The sequence below is a fragment of the Mucilaginibacter sp. SMC90 genome (assembly GCF_022811725.1).
Classification (GTDB): Bacteria; Bacteroidota; Bacteroidia; order Sphingobacteriales; family Sphingobacteriaceae; genus Mucilaginibacter.
On record NZ_CP094527.1, the window covers coordinates 518,883 to 537,560 of the forward strand.

An 18,678-nucleotide genomic window follows, 5' to 3' on the forward strand; every position below is an offset into this window, starting at 1 on the left:
CATTACCAAATTCTTTGAATGAGTTTAACCGACTGGATTGTTTTAGGCCTTACCATATTTTCTATTGTGCTGTATGGTATATGGAAAAGCGGCAGCAATAAAAATATCGACCAGTTTTTGATGGGCAGCCGCTCATTGCCTTGGTACCATGTGGGCTTATCGGTAATGGCTACACAGGCCAGTGCCATCACCTTTCTTTCGGCGCCAGGCCAGGCATATTCTGATGGAATGCGCTTTGTGCAGTTCTACTTCGGGCTGCCGCTGGCCATGATCGTGCTTTGTATCACCTTTGTCCCAATTTTTCATAAGCTTAAAGTTTATACCGCCTACGAATTCCTGGAACAACGCTTCGATTTGAAAACCCGCGCACTTACTTCATTTCTGTTTTTGGTACAGCGTGGCCTTTCAACCGGGATTACCATTTACGCGCCATCTATTATTCTTTCAACCATTTTAAACATCAACACTGTTTACACTACACTTTTTATAGGTGGCCTGGTAATTATTTATACGGTGTACGGCGGAAGCAAGGCCGTGTCATACACCCAATTGATGCAAATGAGCATCATTTTTATGGGTATGTTTTTGGCCGGCGTACTGGTGGTTTACCTGCTGCCCGGCAATGTAAGCTTCATGAGCTCGCTTAAAATGGCCGGAAAAATGGGGCGCATGAATGTGATAGACTGGAAATTTGACCCGAATAACCGTTATACGGTTTGGAGCGGGCTGATTGGCGGTTTTTTTTTACAGCTCTCCTACTTCGGTACAGATCAAAGCCAGGTAGGACGTTATTTAACCGGAAGCTCAATAGGACAAAGCCGCTTGGGACTGATCATGAATGGCCTGATCAAGATTCCGATGCAATTCCTGATATTACTGATAGGAATACTGGTGTTCGCCTTTTACCAGTTTAACCGCCCGCCAATGTTTTTTAACCAGTATGAGGTTAAACAAATTCAGAAAAGCAATTACGCTACGCAATATAATTACCTCGACCAGCAGTACACCCAGGCTTTTGAGCAAAAGAAGATCAAAGCCGATGAATTGGTAAAAGCCATCGACAGTAAAAACGAGGACCGCATCAATCATGCGCAGGATCAATTAAAAGTAGCCGATATCCAGGCCCGCATCATTAGGCAAAACGCTATTGAGTTGATGAAAAAGAACAACCCCAAGGCCGACGATAATGATACCAATTATGTGTTTCTCACCTTCGTTACCCAATATTTGCCTAAGGGGCTGATAGGTTTATTGATGGCTATTATTTTCCTTGCATCCATGGGGTCAACTGCAAGTGCTTTAAATTCATTGGCATCAACAAGTGTGGTTGACATTTATAAAAGAATTATTAATCCCGGAGCTACCGATCAGAATTATTTAAATGCATCACGCCTGGCAACGGTATTTTGGGGGTTGGTTTGCATCGGCATGGCATTGTACGCCAGTCGCATCGGTAACCTGCTTGAAGCCGTGAACCAGTTGGGTTCTTATATCTATGGAACTATACTGGGGGTATTTATTGTGGCTTTCTATCTCAAAAAAATAAGAGGTACTGCTGTATTCATTGCTGCTATTATAACCGAGGCCATCATTTGCCTTATGGGGTATTATAACGTGATAGCTTATCTATGGTTAAATGCCATTGGCGCAATATTGCTGATTATAATTGCGTGGGTGATTAATAAAGCCCCCTCTAAATCTCCCCCGGTTGGGGGGCCTCTCTGAACATTATCAATTTATAAAAAGAAAATCGCCGTTCCCTATTGAAAACGGCGATTTTCTTTTAAAGCCCTCCCTTTCAGGGGAGGGTTGGGTGGGGCTTATTGCTTAGCCTGATCCAGTGCTTCCTGGTTCAGACGGGTGTATTCCTCATCTTTATCGGCTTTGGCTAAAGCTATACCAGCTTCGGCAGCGGCAATAGCACCGGCTTTATCCCCTTTACGTAATAACAGGCGCGATTCCCATAGCTTATACCAGGGGCCTTTAGGCTCAATTTTTTCGGCTTCGTAAACCCAGCCAAGGGCTTTATCAATGTCTTTATGGTTTTCGTAATAGTACTGTATAGCATTAAAATAATATGGTTTACGATCACCTTTCATCAACTCGTCAATATTGGCTGTGATCTTGGCGTCATCGTCGGTTTCCATGTGGATATAGGCCGCAGTTTTGTCCCAAACTAAAACCAGGTCGGTTGATTTTGTGGTTGAATTAACAAAGGCCATAGTAAATGTTTCGCGTTTTTCGCTTACGCGGATAGGTTTAACCGTAAAGCGCAGGAAATCCTGGTCTTGTTTATAGCTATAAGCGCCCCATTGTTTTACCGTTTTATTAAGGATGATGGTCCACTCATTTTTATTAGGGATGCTGAATAGTGAATAAGTGCCTGCAGGCACGGGATTGCCTTCAATAATTACTTTTTCGCTAAATGTAATTACGGTAGCAGCATTGGCGCCGGTGCGCCAAACTTCGCCGTAAGGGATAATGCCGCCGAATATTTTACGGTCTTTAACATTGGGGCGGGAGTAAGTGGTGGTTATTTTCCCTAATCCGAAATCCTGGATAATGGTTTGAGTTGAACTGGCCTCGGGTATGCGGGGAATTTGGGCGGATGATTTTGTGCTAAAACAACAGCATGCTATCAGCATACTGAACAGGAGTACGTAGGTTTTTTTCATGATTATAGTTTTCGAATCTAAGATACCAAATGTTTTAATGCAGATATTATTGTGTATGACCTAAAAATATTTTCAAGGTTTAGAGCCCCTAACACAAATACGTAATAAATAGAGGCAGCGTTCAGGAAAATCGCTTTTAAAGTGTTTAACTATATGAGGGCGATAGGTGAGGAATTCGTACACGAATTTTTTCTAATTAATCAAATTACGCGAATTTCAAATCGGCATCAATAAAAAATTCGTGTAATTCGATTAATTGTGGCCGATTTCGAAAATCAATTCGTGTGAAATTTTTTTACTCTCATTTTTTACAGGTTTGATGATTTTACAGACCATTTCCCAGAGGCGGCGTTACTGCAAAGCTAAAATTACCAGCGCTTTATTACCTTTGCACCCATGATTGACGTTATATTAAAGAAGGGTAAAGAAAAAGCCGTATTGCAAAGGCACCCCTGGGTATTTTCAGGAGCAATTGAAAAAGTAAAGGGTAAGCCCGCCAATGGCGATGTGGTGCAATTGCTAAACGCCCAGGGCGAATTTATGGCCTACGGTTTTTATAACGATCAATCGAGGGTTACTTTGCGCTTGCTGGAGTGGAATAAGGATGCGCAGATAAACGAAGCCTGGTTTCGCGAAAAAGTTGCGATAGCGGTTAAAAGCCGGGATAATATACTGGCTAACGGAACTAATACCTGCCGGTTAATTTTTAGTGAATCGGATTATTTACCGGGCCTCATTGTTGATAAATATGCCGGACACCTGGCCGTGCAGGTACTTACATCGGGGATTCAAAATGTAATGCCTGTTATTATAGATGAGCTAACGAAACTGCTCAATCCCGAAAGTATTTCAGATAAAAGCGATAACGCCTCTCGCGCCCACGAGGGCTTGGCCGAAGCAGAGAATAAAGTGCTTGCAGGAAACCCGCCGCCCGAATTGGTAGAGGTTTTAGAAAATAACGTAGTTTACGGCATCAATATCACCGAGGGTCAGAAATCGGGCTTTTATTGCGATCAGCGGGATAACCGACATGTACTGGCCATGCATGCGAAAGATAAAAAAGTGTTGGATTGCTTTTGCTATACCGGCGGCTTTACACTAAACAGCCTTAAAGAAGGTGCAGCGTCAGTAACCAGTGTGGATAGTTCGGCACTGGCCATCGAAACACTGGCTGAAAATATCCGGTTGAATAAACTGGATGCAACTAAACATACAGCCATTAAATCGGATGTGAACACGCAGTTACGCAAGTTCAGGGACGAAGGTGAAAAGTTTGACGTTATTGTGCTCGATCCGCCTAAATACGCACCATCGCGCTCGGCATTAACCCGTGCCTCAAGGGCCTATAAAGACCTGAACCGTTTGGGTATGTTACTCCTTAACGAAGGTGGTTTACTGGCTACTTACTCTTGCTCTGGTGCTATGGATATGGAAACTTTTAAACAGGTAATTGCCTGGGCTGCGCTTGATGCCGGTAAACAGGTGCAGTTTATTTACCAGTTCCATCAACCAGAAGATCATCCGGTACGCGCTTCCTTCCCCGAAGGTGAGTATTTGAAAGGTTTACTTTGCCGGGTATTTTAACTCCTAAGCCCCTGAAGGGGGAACTATAGCCAAAGGGCTGTTTTGCGATGCAAAACAGCCCTTTGGCATTTGATATACTCTGATACCACTCGAGTTGTCGGGAAGACAAAAAAATGTCATTGCGAGGAACGAGATTGGGATGAGCGCGGACGCGACGCGGCAATCGCATGCTATACAGGGCGGCTGTGCTTCCGTGCGATTGCTTCGTACCTCGCAATGACATAGTTTTTATTCATAGCCCCTATTGATTCCTTTATCGCTAAACCTGCGGTAGTATTTCTTCAGTTTGCCCTCCTCCGCTTAAAAAAGCGGTTAATTTTTGTACGGTTAATGAAATTTTAGCCGAGTTAACCCCTTTTTTAACCCTTGTTTTAATACCACCCGCTATATCATTGCTGTGCCAAATGGAAAACATGATAAGTACTAAGCGGGTCTAACCATCCTCGTTTAATACATTTTGCTTTCCCCGAGGCAAGAGTTATAAACCCATTAACCAATTATTTATGTACGAAAATTTTACCAATTATGATGGGTGCCATCGCATCCGTTATCGTGCTAAAATTAAGGGAGTATTGCAGTGCTGCATTACCGCTCTTTTGTTTTTAGCCATGTGTACTTCGGCTTTTGCTCAGGGCAGCAAAATAACCGGTGTAGTAAATGATGAACACGGACAACCCCTCCCCGGTGTAAGTGTTAAGCTCAAAGGTACGCCGAATGGTACAACCACCAATGTGAGCGGGCAGTACAGTATCAATGCCGAGCCAAGTCAAACGTTGGTGTTTACATTTCTGGGTTATGTTGCACAGGAAGTAAACGTAGGCAACCAAAAATCGATCAATATCAAACTTCAGCCAAATGCTACCAACATGAATGAGGTAGTGGTTGTAGGTTACGGTACCCAACGTAAAGCTACAGTAACCGGATCGGTTGCCTCTGTTACAAACAGCGAGATCGTGACCACCAAAAACGAGAACGTACTGAACATGCTTGCCGGTAAAGTGGCGGGTGTACGCATCACTCAAAACACATCTGAGCCGGGCTCATTCAGCAATGCTTTTGATATTCGTGGTTTTGGTAATCCATTGGTAGTTATTGATGGTATCCCACGTGATAACATCACCCGTCTTGATCCTAACGATATTGAAAGTATTTCGGTGTTGAAGGATGCGTCAGCAGCTATTTACGGTGTACGTGCTGCAAACGGTGTGGTTATCGTAACTACTAAAAAAGGTAAAAAAGGCGTGGTTGACCTTAACTATTCTGGTACCTATGGCTGGCAAATCCCTGCATATATGCCAAAACCTGTTGGCGCTATCGATTTCATGACCCTTGTTAATGAGCAATTGCTGCACAACGTTAACGGCGGTCAGGTAAAATATACCGATGCCGATTTTGCTGCATATCGTAACGGAACCAAAAAAAGCACAGATTGGTACAGCCCTGTATTTGCAAACAGCGCCCCGCAGCAACAGCATAACCTGAACGCCACCGGGGGTACCGATAATACCAGCTACTTTGTAAGTATGGGTATTACCGATCAGGATGGCTTTTTCAAAAGTGGCGATCTGAACTACAAGAAATATAACCTGCGCTCAAACCTTACTACCAAGATCAATAAAAACCTTACTATCGACGTAAACCTAAGTGGTACCATTGAGCAAAAAAATCAGCCTTACCAGGATGCATGGTGGATCATCCGCTCGTTCTGGAGGCAGGTACCTACTCAAAGCATCTATGCCAATAACAATCCGGCATACCTGAACAATGGCGAGGTTGATGGTTCAAACCCTGTTGCCATGGCCGATGCCAATGTTGATGGCTACAAACAAATTGCTAATAAATGGTTACAGTCTTCGGTATCTGCAACGTACAACGTTCCTTTTGTTCCAGGCTTAAGTGCAAAAGGCTTGTATAACTACGATTATTATTTTTCAAGCAATAAGATTTATCAGCGTTCATACAACCAATATAACTATGATGCCAACAGCGATAGTTATAAAGCCATAGCTAACCAAACTCCGGGTTCAATCACCCGTCAGTTTTATGAAAAGCCAAGCACCCTGATGCAGCTTTCATTAAACTACGCTAAGCAATTTAAAGGTGGTCATAACATTACAGCTTTAGGGCTTTATGAGGAAAGCGAACGAAAAGGTGATAATTTCAATGCGCAGCGTCAGCTTTCATTGCCTGTTGATCAGCTTTCGGCAGGTAACGCCTTAAACCAAACTGCTACAGTTGACGCCACTTATCCTTTTGATTTTGTAACCAAATCATTTGTTGGCCGTGTAAACTATGACTATAAGTCAAAATATTTGGTTGAGTTTAGTTTTAGGGATGATGCTAACTCTAAAAACTCGCCGCTTAAAAGATGGGGATTTTTCCCGGGTGCATCTGCAGGCTGGAGGATTTCACAGGAAAACTTTTGGAAAAACACCAAAGCGCTGTCATTTATCGATGACCTGAAGATCCGTTTATCATACGCTAAACTGGGTGATGATGACAAGCTTGACGCCTATCAGTATCTTACAGGTTACAACTACCCTGCTTCTGGTGACAACAACAGATTGCCTCCGGGATCAGTATTTGACGGTACTTTTGTTAACGGTGCGCAAAGCCGTGGCATAGCCAACCCGTATATTTTCTGGTTTGTTGCAAAAACTTACAATGCCGGTATCGATTTACAGGCATGGAATGGTTTGTTAGGCTTAACTGTTGATGCCTTCAGGCGCGACAGGAGCGGCTTGCTTGATACCCGTGCTGATAACCTGCCAGGTGTTGTAGGTGCCGGTTTGCCACAGGAAAACCTTAACAGCGATCGTGCCCAGGGTTTTGATATCGAGATAAACCACCGTTACCATATTGGAAACTTCAATTACATTGTTAAAGGTACATTTGGTTATACCCGTACTCAATGGATCAGCAAAGTACACTCGGCTTACGGTAATTCACAACTTAACTGGCACAACAATAACGACAACCGTTATAACAATATATTCTGGGGTTACGGTGCCAATGGTCAGTTCCAGAACTATCAGCAAATCCTGAACAGCCCGCAGTTTGTATCACGTAACACAGTAGTTGGTGACTACATTTTGCAGGACTGGAACGGCGACGGCGTTATCAATGATCAGGACGTACACCCTATTGCACAAAACGTAAGTAACAATAACTACAGCGTACCTTCAACTACATTTGGTTTAACACTGGGCGGCTCATACAAAGGTTTTGATATCAATACCGTATGGCAGGGAGCTTCAGGTATCAACGTATCATACATTGAACAATTGAACATCCCGTTATGGGGTGGCGGTAGTGCCTTAGGTATGTTTATGGACAGGTATCATCCAACAGATCCTAAAGCTGATCCTTACGATCCTAACACAGTATGGACTCCGGGTACATTTGCTTTAACAGGTACAACTGCCAATACCAACTCGCTTTCAAATATCCACAGCGCAGCTTATGTAAGGTTGAAATCTGCCGAGATCGGTTACAGCATTCCTGCCGGTGCCGCTAAAAAGGTAGGTATCAAAGGTGCAAGGATCTTCGTGAACGGGTACAATATTTTAACCATTACCGGTTTGAAATATCTTGACCCTGAACACCCATCGGCCAACTATGGCTATTTATACCCCTTAGATAAAATTTATTCAATCGGTGTAAATGTTAAACTATAATCCATTACAGATCATGAAAAAATACACATATACGATATTAGCTTTTTTACTTTGCTGGACAACAGCATGTAAAAAGCTGGATACCCTGCCCCCAAGCATCGTGAAAGATGATGACGTTTTTGCGACCGCTGCGGGAATCCAGGCCTACATGTCAAGGCTGTACAGTGAGTTGCCTATTGAAGATTTCAGGTATTCGCCCGAAAGAGGCTTAAATATGTTCTGGATCATCAGCCCTACAAGTGCTACCACTGGCGAAGCTTTGAGCCGTGACCAGAATGGATCAATGCAGGAGAACACAGGCCTTTCAACCTGGGGCGATTGTTACAGGGTTATCAGGGATGCTAACTATTTTGCTGAAACCCTGCCTAAATATGCAAACAACTTTACGAAAGATCAGATAAATAACTGGTTGGGTGAAGCAAGGTTTGTGCGTGCAGCTACTTACTTTGCCCTGGTTAAACGTTATGGCGGTGTACCACTTGTTGACAAAGTGCTTAACTATCCTGATCAAAGTATTGAGGAATTAAAAATCCCCCGCACATCTGAAGAAAAGATTTATGACTTTATAGGTACCGATCTGGATTTTGCTTATACCAATTTACCTGAAACTAATCAGGCGGGTCGTGCTAATAAATACGCGGCAGCCGGTTTCAAATCAAGGGCAATGCTTTACGCTGGTACTGTAGCTAAATATAACCAGATTACATTGGTTGATGGCAGCGGCAACAGGCTTTGCGGTATCCCTGCAGCAAAAGCAGTTACTTATTTTAAAGCAGCGTACGATGCAGCATTATTAGTTGACGGTAAATATAGCTTATACAAAAAAGCATGGGCTGCTGGCGATAAAAATGCGCAATACCTAAATTATGTTAACTTGTTTTTTGATGCATCAAGCCCTGAAAACATATTTGTTCGCCAATATCATTATCCTGAATCGGTACATGGTTATGATGCTTACAATGTGCCACGCCAGTTAATGGGCGCTAACGGCTACTCATCAGAAGTTAACCCTACGTTAGATTTTGTGGAGCTGTTTGATGGTTTTCCTAAAAATGCCGATGGCACCATTAAAACAACAACAGGTGGTAAATATGATCTGTACACAAACACTATGGACATATTTGCCAATGCCGAGCCAAGGTTAAGGGCAACCGTAGTTTTACCGGGCGATGTGATGAAAGGTGTTAGTATCGAAATTCGCAGGGGCATTTATACAGGGCCTACAGCAGGTGGCATCAGCCCGCTTTTGCCTGCTGGTTCAACCGCGCATTACCCAACTGACAATATTGTTCAATCGGCTAATGCAAGCCAAACGCCATACAAATTGCCAAATGGCACAACGATGAACCCCGCTGGTTTAAGCGGTTATTTCACCGGCGATGGTACCAACTCTGTTTCTGGTTTCTCTATTCGTAAATATATTGCACCAGACAAACCGACTTCCGAAGTATTGGAGAACCGCTCTGACCAAACCTGGATTGAGCTGCGTTATGCCGAAGTATTACTTAACCGCGCTGAAGCTGCTGTAGAGTTAAGCGCACTTGGTCAGTCAGACAAGAGCTATCTGCAGGATGCCTTTACCCAAATCAACCAGATCCGCGAACGTGCAGGTGCCGACCTGTTAACCGGTACTGCTGATTTAACGATTAATGTAGTGCGTAAAGAGCGCAAAAAAGAGCTTGGTTTTGAAAATAAACAATACTGGGATATGCGCCGCTGGAGGGTTGCAGATAAAGAGCAAAACGCCACCACCTATCGTACGCTGATGCCTTTCTATTCAGCTAATGACGGTAAGTACTTCCTTGACGCACGTTTAGATGAGCGTAACTCACGCTACACATTTGATCCGCGCTGGTACTACGAACAAATACCAGATGGTGAGATCCAGAAGAGCCAGAATTTAATTCAAAATCCGGGTTATTAATTTTAAGAGAGAGATGAAAAAACTATTTTATAGCATAGCATTAAGTGTATTGGTTGCCGCAGGCAGCTCATGCAAAAAGGTTGATAATTATGCCGCCCCTAACGTTACCTTAAAAGGTGCAGTAAATGACGCCGGTACAGGTAAAAGCTTACAAACCGAGCAGGGTTCAGGCACCCGTATCAAGTTATTGGAAATAAGCTGGAGCAATAATCCAACCCCGTTTTACATATCTTCATTTCAGGATGGTACTTATCAAAACACCAAACTGTTTGCAGGTAAAAACGTAATTTCGGCCGAGGGTGCTTTTGTGCCATTGGTTCAGGTTGATAACACAGGCAAAACCGTTGTCGATAAAAGCCAGACGGTTGATGTTAAAGATGTAACCACCGTTAATTTTTCGGTTGAGCCGTTTTTAAGGATAGAATGGGTAGGCGATCCGGTTTTGAACGCAGATGGCACTATTACCACCAGCTTTAAAGTTACCCGTGGTACTGCCGATCCTAACTTTCAGCAAAACGTGAGCGATGTAGCTGTTTTTGTAAACTCAAATAACTACGTAGGCAATAATAATTACGATAACCGTTATACGCCTAAGCTGGGTGGAGACGATGCCAATAATACCGTAGGAAAAACCATTAGCCTTACTACCCTTGGCGGTGCATTGCCAGGTAAAAGGAGCTATTTTATCCGTGTGGGTGCAAGAATTTCTTATGGGCTTAATTACTACAACTATACCGACGTAAAAGAGGTAAAAGTTCCGTAAACCAATATGAATACCTGTGTGAGGGAGGGGCCTGGGAGTGGTCCTTCCCAAACACAGTTCTAAGTCAATAGTCATTAGTCGAAAGTCAAAAGCCTTTGTTTCTTTTTTGACTTTAAACTTAGAACTTACGACTAATGACTAAAACGGCATTTTATTATTAAAACTATATTATGAAGAATACGCTACTTTTTTGTTGCGGACTTGCCTTTGCTGCCGGCGCTTATGCGCAGGATATTATCCCTAAACCGGCATCGCTGAAAGAGAAAACTGCTTTCCAAACCAGCAGCCCCTGGAGGCCCGAAATTGATGTGCGATCAGACATTGCCATTGTTTATGGCACCAACGATCATCCAAACATGACCTTTGAGCAACGCGTAAAATCATGGCGCGACCGGGGTTATGATGTTAATTTCATGACCGGTATTGCCTGGGGCGATTACAAAGATTACTTTTTAGGTAAATGGGACGGTAAAAACCACCTTGGCGTAGGGCAGGTAACACAAAAAGGCGATACCATTTTCCACGGTAAGGATATGCCTTACGTGGTGCCAGACGATTCCTTTATCGAATACATGAAAACCGCGGTAGTTAAGCGTGTGATAGATGTGGGTATCACCAACATTTTTTTAGAAGAACCAGAATTTTGGGCTCGTGCGGGTTACAGCGCAGGCTTTAAAAACCAATGGCAAAAATATTACGGCTTCCCATGGAAACCGCAGGACGCATCGGCCGAAAACACTTACTTATCCAACAAGCTAAAATATAACCTGTATTACGAAACCATAAAACAGGTATCATCATATGCCAAAGAATACGGCAAAAGCAAGGGCATGAACATTAAAGTGTTCATAGCTACGCACTCGCTGGTAAACTACTCGTCGTGGCAAATCGTAAGTCCGGAGGCAAGTCTGGCTTCATTGCCGGGTATCGACGGTTATATTGCCCAGGTTTGGACGGGCACATCGCGCGAGCCTACTTACTTCAATGGCGAAAGAAAAGAACGTGTATTTGAAAACGCTTTCCTTGAATATGGCTCAGTAGTATCTATGACTGCCCCAACCGGTCGTAAAGTGTTTTTCCTTACCGATCCTATTGAAGATCGTGTTCATGACTGGAGCGATTACAAACGCAATTACCAGGCTACCTTTACCGCCAAGTTGTTATACCCTATGGTAGCCGACTACGAGGTAATGCCATGGCCGGAGCGCATTTACACCCATCCGTACCCGGTATTAGGCACTAATGAAAAAATACTGATCCCGCAGTTTTATTCCACCCAGATGCAGATCATGGTGAACGCGCTTAATGATATGCCTGTGTCAACCAATAAAGTATCGGGTGTTAACGGCATCGGTGTGCTGATGAGCAATACATTGATGTTTCAGCGCTTCCCTACTCATAATGGTTTTGAGGACCCCCAGTTTTCCAATTTTTACGGACAAACGCTGCCTTTGGTAAAACGCGGTGTGCCGGTACAAACCGTGCACATGGAAAACCTGGGCTACGCGGCCTCGCTTAAGGATATCAAAGTTTTGGTGATGAGCTACTCTAACATGAAACCGGTATCGGCCGAGGTTCATGAGCAGCTGGCTGCCTGGGTTAAACAGGGTGGTGTATTGATTTATGTTGGCCGCGACGATGACCCGTACCAATCAGTAATGGAATGGTGGGATACCAAAGGGAACAATTTCAAAGCTCCATCTGAGCATCTGTTTAAACTGCTGGGTGTAAACTCAACCGGCAACAATCAGCGTTTTGCTGTTGGTAAAGGTTCGGTTTATGTATTGAGACAAAACCCTAAAGAGTTTGTAATGCAGGCCAATAATGACGAAACTTTCATTAACCTGGTAAAGCAGGCTTATGAAAAAGATGCCGATGGTGGCAAGTTGAAATTTAAAAACAGCATGTACCTGGAGCGTGGCCCTTATGATGTTGTTTCGGTAATGGATGAAAATGCCGATAGCAAACCATACGTGGTAAAAGGCCCGGTTATCGATCTGTTCGATCCGCAATTACCTGTACTCGCCGAAAAAACGATCAATCCTAATGAGCAGGCCTTATTATATGTAGTTAAGCGTGTTGCCGATAAAAAACAGCCAAAAGTATTGGCGTCTGCCTCAAGAGTTTATGACGAAGCTGTAACAGAAAATAGTTACACATTTGTGGCCAAAAGCCCTATAAACACATTGAACAGCGCCCGGATCCTGCTGCCCGGGCAACCAAAGGAAACAGTAGTTACCGATAGCGAAGGAAAAACCATTACTGATGTAAAATCCTCGTGGGATAAATCGTCAAAAACCTTATACCTGGGCTTTGCCAACAGCCCCGATGGTATTAAGGTGAGTATTAAATGGTAAAAGATTCTTTTTTGAGAGAAAGTTGGTTTATGCTTCCGTACATGAAATTTCATGTGCGGAAGTTTTTTTGATGTTTGGCTTGTACATTCGCTCAAAAAATTGTCCTTTTATTGAACATGATTGTTTGAAAAATTTTTAGCGAGGTTTTCAAGTTCCCCTCTCGAGAGGGGGCGCGAAAGGCATAGCGGGAGCAGGGGTGTGTTATGCGAGCTATAGGCCGTGAGTAGAGTAACACACCCCTCCACCCCTCTCAAGAGGGGAATCGCGCAGGCCAACGCTTTTTGTTATTCTTACACATGTGTTGTATTGATTTGAAAATAAAGCACCCAAAATAATAAATGAAAAAATTACTCCTCCTGGCGTTCGCCTTTTTACCGGCAGCACTTTCGGCACAAGAAAAGGTGTCGTCACCTGTCGATCTGATCAACCCGCTTATGGGTACGCAATCAAAGCCGTCGCTTTCTAATGGTAATACGTACCCGGCAGTAGCCCTGCCCTGGGGTATGAATTTCTGGACCCCGCAAACCGGTAAAATGGGCGATGGATGGCAGTATACCTATGACGCCGATAAGATCCTCGGTTTTAAGCAAACCCACCAGCCATCGCCGTGGATGAATGACTATGGTATGTTCTCCGTTTTTCCAGAAACAGGCAAGCTAAAGCTGAACGAAAAAGAACGCGGCAGCTGGTTCTCGCACAAAGCTGAAACCGCAAAACCGTATTACTACAGCGTTTACCTGGCCGATTATGATGTTACAACCGAAATTACGCCTACTGAACGTGCTGCCAGTTTTCAGTTCACTTTTCCTAAAAGCGACAGTTCGCACATTGTGATCGACGCGTTTGACAAAGGTTCATATATAAAAATCATTCCCGGTGAGCAAAAGATAATTGGTTACAGCACCAAGAATAGCGGCGCAGTACCGGCTAACTTTAAAAACTACTTTGTTATTTATGTAGACAAACCATTTGCGCTGGCTTCGGCATGGCATGACTGGAAGCAGGATGCAGGTCAGTTGGAATACACCGGTGACCATGCCGGTGCAGTGATCACGCTGAAAACCGCTAAAGGCGAAAAAGTTCATCTTAAAGTAGCTTCTTCATTTATCAGTATTGAACAGGCCGAACTTAACCTGAAACGTGAGCTTGGTAATGATGACTTTGCAGCAACCTGCCAAAAAGCAAAAGATACCTGGAACAAAACCCTGAGCCGTTTGGATGTTGAGGGTGGTACTATCGATCAAACCCGCACTTTTTACAGCAGCCTTTACCGCATGCTTTTCTTCCCCAACAAAATGTACGAGGTTGATGCCAGCGGACAAAATGTACATTACAGCCCCTTCAATGGTAAAATTGCACCGGGTTACCTGTTTGCCGGTACCGGTTTCTGGGATACCTTCAGGGCACTTTATCCTTTCCTGAATTTGGTTTATCCATCCATCAACAAAGAAATGCAGGAAGGCCTCATCAATGACTATAAAGAAGGCGGCTGGCTGCCTGAGTGGTCGAGCCCGGGTTATGCTGATTGTATGATCGGTAATAACTCTGCATCGGTAGTTTCTGAAGCTTACCTGAAAGGTTTGCGCGGTTATGATATCGAAACACTATACCAGGCCCTTAAACACGGCGCTAACAACGAAGGCCCTAATGCAACCGGTCGCCGTGGTGTGCAATATTATAACACTTTGGGTTATGTACCTTATAATGTTAAGATCAACGAAAACGCCGCCCGTACGCTGGAGTATGCTTATGATGATTTTGCCATTTACCAGTTAGGTAAAGCTTTAGGCAAACCCAAAAAAGAAATCGAGATCTACAAAAAACGCAGCCAAAATTATCGCAACATATTTGATCCTGAAACCAAGCTGATGCGCGGTAAAAACCAGGATGGTACTTTTGAAACTCCTTTCAATCCGTTTAAATGGGGCGATGCCTTTACCGAAGGTAACAGCTGGCATTATAGCTGGGGCGTGTTCCATGATATCCAGGGTTTGATAAACCTCATGGGCGGCAAGCAGCAGTTTGCAGCCAAACTGGATTCGGTGTTTGAAATGCCGCCGGTATTTGATGACAGCTATTATGGTGGTGTGATCCACGAGATCCGCGAAATGCAAATTGCCGGTATGGGCCAGTACGCGCATGGTAACCAGCCAATTCAGCACATGATCTACTTATACAATCACGCAGGTCAGCCATGGAAAACCCAATACTGGGTTCGTGAAGCCATGAACAGGCTTTACAGGGCAACACCTGACGGTTATTGCGGCGACGAGGATAACGGACAAACATCGGCCTGGTACATTTTCTCGGCTATGGGTTTTTACCCGGTTACCCCGGCCAGTGATCAGTATGTGTTAGGTGCCCCACTGTTTAAAAAAGTGACGGTTAATTTAGAGAATGGCAAAACCATTACCATCAATGCGCCAAAAAACAGCGCAGATAACAGGTATGTAAATACACTTACTGTTGATGGCAAGCCGTACACCAACAACTGGTTAAGCCATAAAGGTTTATTAAATGGTGCGGTACTTGACTTTGATATGCAAGCTACCCCGAATAAAGACCGCGGCACCAAAGATGCCGATGTACCTTATTCAATGAGTAACGAGAAAGAGAAATAAAAGCTCCCTTCTCGAGAGGGGGCGCGGCGGGAATGAGCGATAGCAGGTGTGTGTTTGTCAAAGCAGAAACACACACCTCCACCCCTCTCAAGCTACTGTGTGTACACATCTTATAAAAAAATGTCATTTCGATAGAGCAGGGGCGGGCTGAGAGGTGGAGCGAAAGAGAAATCTTCTACATCGGACTCTACATTGTACCTGTAAAAGCAGGGCGTAGAAGATTTCTCCTCACCTCCGATGCGCAAACCCCTACCCTTGGTTCGTCGAAATGACATTTTTTATTAATGCTAAAATTTAAAAGATGTGTACACACAGTAGCCTCTCTGAGGGGAATCGCACAACCCCGCTCTTTTTTATGTTTTTTGTAGAGACGCATCACATGCGTCTCCCACCATGCAGATTAAATAGCTATGATGGGAGATATATGTGATGCGTTTTTGTTTAAAGAGAATTATACTATCCGAAAGGCATTGCTTTTATCTTTTTTGTAACTTGCCTTATCAATGAAAAGGCAAAGAATTCACCACACAGTTTTACTCATATGTTTTTTGGTATTGCCTGCTATCCTTGCTTTTTCCATACGCCCCTCCGGCAAATACAATCTTGATTTTTTTACTACCCACAATCAATTTTACCTGTGCGATTCGGCATTTACCGGTACCACAGGCGATACTACCTTCTGGAACAGTGATGCCCAAAACGCGCGTTTAGGTACCACAGAAGATATTATTGGCGTTAAAACCGCCAGTTATGGCCACGTACGCGCCGAGCTTAGTGTGCTTAATACTGCCGATACCGAAAAAGACTTCGGCAAATATGACCATGTTGTTGAAGGTAGTGTAAAACTAAGTTCGGGCATTATGGAGGTCCTGAATTTTCCGGATACCAAAATTATTTTGAAGGCTATTGTTACCCCGGCGAGGTATCGTGTCCGTATTTATTCGTACGCCATAAAAAATGTGAACCCTGATGAGGATGAAGGTACCGATCATTATAAAATTACCCTTTGGCCTGCAGAAGGCAGGGAAAGGAAAATACTGAAAGGCTATAAACCGGAGTAAAGCTAACCGGAAAAGATAGAAGACAGACTTACGAAGCTTCAAAAACTTCGTAAGTCTGTGCAGGATACTGTAAAAGTTTATTTCTTTTTTGGGGTTTCCTTGGTTTCTTTCACTTGCTGTGTGTCTTTAACCTCCTTTAAAAGCTTTAACTTCATAAAAATCACAACTACACCAACTATCATAGCTCCTGCCATTACAGGGTAGTTATGGGTTGTAAACATTTTAAAAGCTACAATAAAGCACAACGCTACACCCATGGTGTAAAGCACGTTGAGCACCAGTTTAAAGCCCATTAGTATACGTTTAATTCGGGGTCAATTTCGGCCTGCCATGCAAGGATCCCGCCTCTTAAGTTTGACAGGTTGGTAAAGCCAAGCTGCTCCAGTTGCATAATAGCGGCTGCACTGCGTTTACCGCTGCGGCACATTACCACTACCGGTTTGTCTTTACTTATCTTTTCCGATTCTATCACTACGCCGCCAAGCGGTATAAGCTGCCCGCCAAGGTTTGAAGTTTCATATTCAAAATCTTCCCTAACATCAATCAGTTGAAAATCTTCGCCTTTGTCAATTTTCTCTTTTAATTCCTGTACGGTTATCTCGTTCATATTAAATGTAATTATAATCCAAAGGTAGTTTTTTTCTTAATCAAATATTTAGGCTTGTTATTTGTAACAATCAAAGTGTATGAGCGTTTCATATATGTTTACACAATAATTACTTAATGAAAAAAGTTACACGCTTTTTCTGGTTCTGTTCAGGAGCACATATCGATACCTTAAAAAAGTACCCAATAGAGCATAATAAGTATGTTGGTATTGGCGCAACCATATTTTTCACCGCATTATTTGCGGCTTTATCGGGAGGTTATGCCATGTACTTTGTTTTTAATGGCGATGCCTTTGCTGTAGGCTTTGCTATACTATTTGGATTGCTATGGGGAACGGCCATTTTTAATATGGACCGCTACATTGTATCCAGTATTAATAAAGAAGGTACAACAAATCAGCAGATATTGCAGGCTTCACCGCGTATCTTGCTGGCTATTATGATCGGGGTTGTGATATCGCGTCCGCTTGAACTAAAGATCTTTGATAAAGAAATTCGCCAGAAACTTAAAACAGCATACTTAAAGGGCCAGCGCAGCAAAATTGACACGCTCGAAAAAACGTACATGCAAAAGTATGCTATGGAGCTGGGCAAAAATACCGACCTGAAGAAAGAAAAGGATTCATTAGAGCGGGATATCAACCGTTCGCGCTACCAGCTTAACCAGGAAGTTTTTGGTGATAAAACCAACCAAACATCGGGCATTACCGGCTACGGCACTTACGCCAAGCAAAAACAAAGTGTACTGGAAGAAAAAGAAACACGGCTCAAAACGGTTACCGATAATTTAGGGCAGATGGACCAATACCTGAGCGCCCGGAAGGATTATGAGGGGCTAAACAGCACGCGCCTGTTTACAGAGCATCAATTAGACAGTTTGGCCAGCATAGCTGGCTTCTCCGATCGTAACTGGGCATTGGGCCAGCTTACCTATACGGAAAACGGTAAACGCGATCTGGATACATACCTCGCCATTTCCTTTATAGGCTATTTGTTTATTTTATTTGAATGTTTGCCGGTGTTTGTAAAGCTGATGTCGCCCAAGGGGCCTTATGATACAGCTATTGCTAAAACTGCCGAAGCAAATATCCACTTCGCCGAACGCGACAAAGAACGTGACATAGCTGTTACCGATAATATCTATGACCATAACCTGGATACAGATATCGAACGGCGAAAGAAGATCATCAGTTCACAATCTGATTATGATTTTGAGCGGCATAGTTATGAGTAAGCGGCTCATTTTGCCAATTGAAAAGGAGGCACCTACGGAGCCAATGCGCTGCTTTTAATAAATTCTATAAACATGATACTCCTACGGAGTTTTGCAATTTTCTTTCGCACTCCGTAGGAGTATCGTGTTTATAGCCAAAAAGAACAGAAATATTGGCTCCGTAGGTGCCTCCTT

General features: G+C 43.5%; 13 protein-coding genes. 9 read left to right on the forward strand and 4 right to left on the reverse strand.

Going from position 1 to position 18,678, the window contains the following annotated elements; translation table 11 throughout:
* Positions 1–18 precede the first annotated feature (18 nt).
* Positions 19–1,725: a sodium:solute symporter gene (locus tag MTO98_RS02360; protein ID WP_243485036.1), complete on the forward strand. Its 1,707-nt coding sequence runs from the start codon at positions 19–21 to the stop codon at positions 1,723–1,725.
* A gap of 95 nt (positions 1,726–1,820) precedes the next feature.
* On the opposite strand, the gene MTO98_RS02365 is transcribed toward MTO98_RS02360, so the two are convergent.
* Positions 1,821–2,675, reverse strand: a complete 855-nt coding sequence (locus MTO98_RS02365) for a DUF2911 domain-containing protein (protein WP_243485037.1) — start codon at positions 2,673–2,675, stop codon at positions 1,821–1,823.
* A gap of 396 nt (positions 2,676–3,071) precedes the next feature.
* On the opposite strand from MTO98_RS02365, the gene MTO98_RS02370 reads away from it, so the two are divergent.
* On the forward strand, positions 3,072–4,259 hold the full coding sequence (locus tag MTO98_RS02370; RefSeq protein WP_243485038.1) for a class I SAM-dependent rRNA methyltransferase: 1,188 nt from the start codon (positions 3,072–3,074) through the stop codon (positions 4,257–4,259).
* Between the two features lie 259 nt (positions 4,260–4,518).
* Here MTO98_RS02370 and MTO98_RS02375 read toward each other — a convergent pair whose 3' ends face one another.
* Positions 4,519–4,674, reverse strand: a complete 156-nt coding sequence (locus tag MTO98_RS02375; protein ID WP_243485039.1) for a hypothetical protein — start codon at positions 4,672–4,674, stop codon at positions 4,519–4,521.
* 88 nt (positions 4,675–4,762) lie between these two features.
* Here MTO98_RS02375 and MTO98_RS02380 point away from each other — a divergent pair, with 88 nt between their 5' ends.
* From MTO98_RS02380 to MTO98_RS02405, 6 genes are all read left to right on the forward strand, one after another.
* Positions 4,763–7,936, forward strand: a complete 3,174-nt coding sequence (locus tag MTO98_RS02380; protein WP_243485040.1) for a TonB-dependent receptor — start codon at positions 4,763–4,765, stop codon at positions 7,934–7,936.
* Between the two features lie 13 nt (positions 7,937–7,949).
* On the forward strand, positions 7,950–9,860 hold the full coding sequence (locus tag MTO98_RS02385; protein WP_243485041.1) for a RagB/SusD family nutrient uptake outer membrane protein: 1,911 nt from the start codon (positions 7,950–7,952) through the stop codon (positions 9,858–9,860).
* A 13-nt stretch (positions 9,861–9,873) separates the two neighbouring features.
* Positions 9,874–10,623, forward strand: coding sequence for a DUF3823 domain-containing protein (locus MTO98_RS02390; protein ID WP_243485042.1), 750 nt, complete (start codon positions 9,874–9,876; stop codon positions 10,621–10,623).
* 170 nt (positions 10,624–10,793) lie between these two features.
* Entirely contained in the window at positions 10,794–12,980 is a 2,187-nt protein-coding gene (locus tag MTO98_RS02395) for a hypothetical protein (protein WP_243485043.1), read from the forward strand.
* A gap of 338 nt (positions 12,981–13,318) precedes the next feature.
* Positions 13,319–15,601 carry a GH92 family glycosyl hydrolase gene (locus tag MTO98_RS02400; RefSeq protein WP_243485044.1) on the forward strand — a complete coding sequence of 761 codons (2,283 nt, stop codon included), beginning with the start codon at positions 13,319–13,321 and terminating at the stop codon, positions 15,599–15,601.
* Positions 15,602–16,104: 503 nt separating this feature from the next.
* Complete coding sequence (locus tag MTO98_RS02405; protein WP_243485045.1) at positions 16,105–16,662, forward strand: hypothetical protein; 558 nt, start codon at positions 16,105–16,107, stop codon at positions 16,660–16,662.
* Between the two features lie 77 nt (positions 16,663–16,739).
* Here MTO98_RS02405 and MTO98_RS02410 read toward each other — a convergent pair whose 3' ends face one another.
* Together MTO98_RS02410 and MTO98_RS02415 are read right to left on the reverse strand one after the other, a co-directional pair.
* Positions 16,740–16,955 carry a DUF6358 family protein gene (locus MTO98_RS02410; protein WP_243485046.1) on the reverse strand — a complete coding sequence of 72 codons (216 nt, stop codon included), beginning with the start codon at positions 16,953–16,955 and terminating at the stop codon, positions 16,740–16,742.
* The gene (locus tag MTO98_RS02415) at positions 16,955–17,269 is read right to left on the reverse strand and encodes a rhodanese-like domain-containing protein (RefSeq protein ID WP_091208895.1); all 315 of its coding nucleotides are present in this window, start codon (positions 17,267–17,269) and stop codon (positions 16,955–16,957) included. Before MTO98_RS02415 ends, MTO98_RS02410 begins: the two co-directional genes overlap by 1 nt.
* Positions 17,270–17,385: 116 nt before the next feature.
* Between MTO98_RS02415 and MTO98_RS02420 the strand changes: the two genes are divergently transcribed.
* Positions 17,386–18,504: a DUF4407 domain-containing protein gene (locus MTO98_RS02420; protein ID WP_243485047.1), complete on the forward strand. Its 1,119-nt coding sequence runs from the start codon at positions 17,386–17,388 to the stop codon at positions 18,502–18,504.
* Positions 18,505–18,678: the final 174 nt, after the last annotated feature.

Excerpts from the sequence above, each read along its gene's own strand:
- MTO98_RS02390 (WP_243485042.1), top strand. The coding sequence starts at position 9,874 with ATGAAAAAACTATTTTATAGCATAGCATTAAGTGTATTGGTTGCCGCA.
- MTO98_RS02420 (WP_243485047.1), top strand. The coding sequence starts at position 17,386 with ATGAAAAAAGTTACACGCTTTTTCTGGTTCTGTTCAGGAGCACATATC.
- MTO98_RS02415 (WP_091208895.1), bottom strand. The coding sequence starts at position 17,269 with ATGAACGAGATAACCGTACAGGAATTAAAAGAGAAAATTGACAAAGGC.
- MTO98_RS02395 (WP_243485043.1), top strand. The coding sequence starts at position 10,794 with ATGAAGAATACGCTACTTTTTTGTTGCGGACTTGCCTTTGCTGCCGGC.
- MTO98_RS02410 (WP_243485046.1), bottom strand. The coding sequence starts at position 16,955 with ATGGGCTTTAAACTGGTGCTCAACGTGCTTTACACCATGGGTGTAGCG.
- MTO98_RS02375 (WP_243485039.1), bottom strand. The coding sequence starts at position 4,674 with ATGTTTTCCATTTGGCACAGCAATGATATAGCGGGTGGTATTAAAACA.
- MTO98_RS02400 (WP_243485044.1), top strand. The coding sequence starts at position 13,319 with ATGAAAAAATTACTCCTCCTGGCGTTCGCCTTTTTACCGGCAGCACTT.
- MTO98_RS02405 (WP_243485045.1), top strand. The coding sequence starts at position 16,105 with ATGAAAAGGCAAAGAATTCACCACACAGTTTTACTCATATGTTTTTTG.
- MTO98_RS02365 (WP_243485037.1), bottom strand. The coding sequence starts at position 2,675 with ATGAAAAAAACCTACGTACTCCTGTTCAGTATGCTGATAGCATGCTGT.
- MTO98_RS02370 (WP_243485038.1), top strand. The coding sequence starts at position 3,072 with ATGATTGACGTTATATTAAAGAAGGGTAAAGAAAAAGCCGTATTGCAA.
- MTO98_RS02385 (WP_243485041.1), top strand. The coding sequence starts at position 7,950 with ATGAAAAAATACACATATACGATATTAGCTTTTTTACTTTGCTGGACA.
- MTO98_RS02380 (WP_243485040.1), top strand. The coding sequence starts at position 4,763 with ATGTACGAAAATTTTACCAATTATGATGGGTGCCATCGCATCCGTTAT.
- MTO98_RS02360 (WP_243485036.1), top strand. The coding sequence starts at position 19 with ATGAGTTTAACCGACTGGATTGTTTTAGGCCTTACCATATTTTCTATT.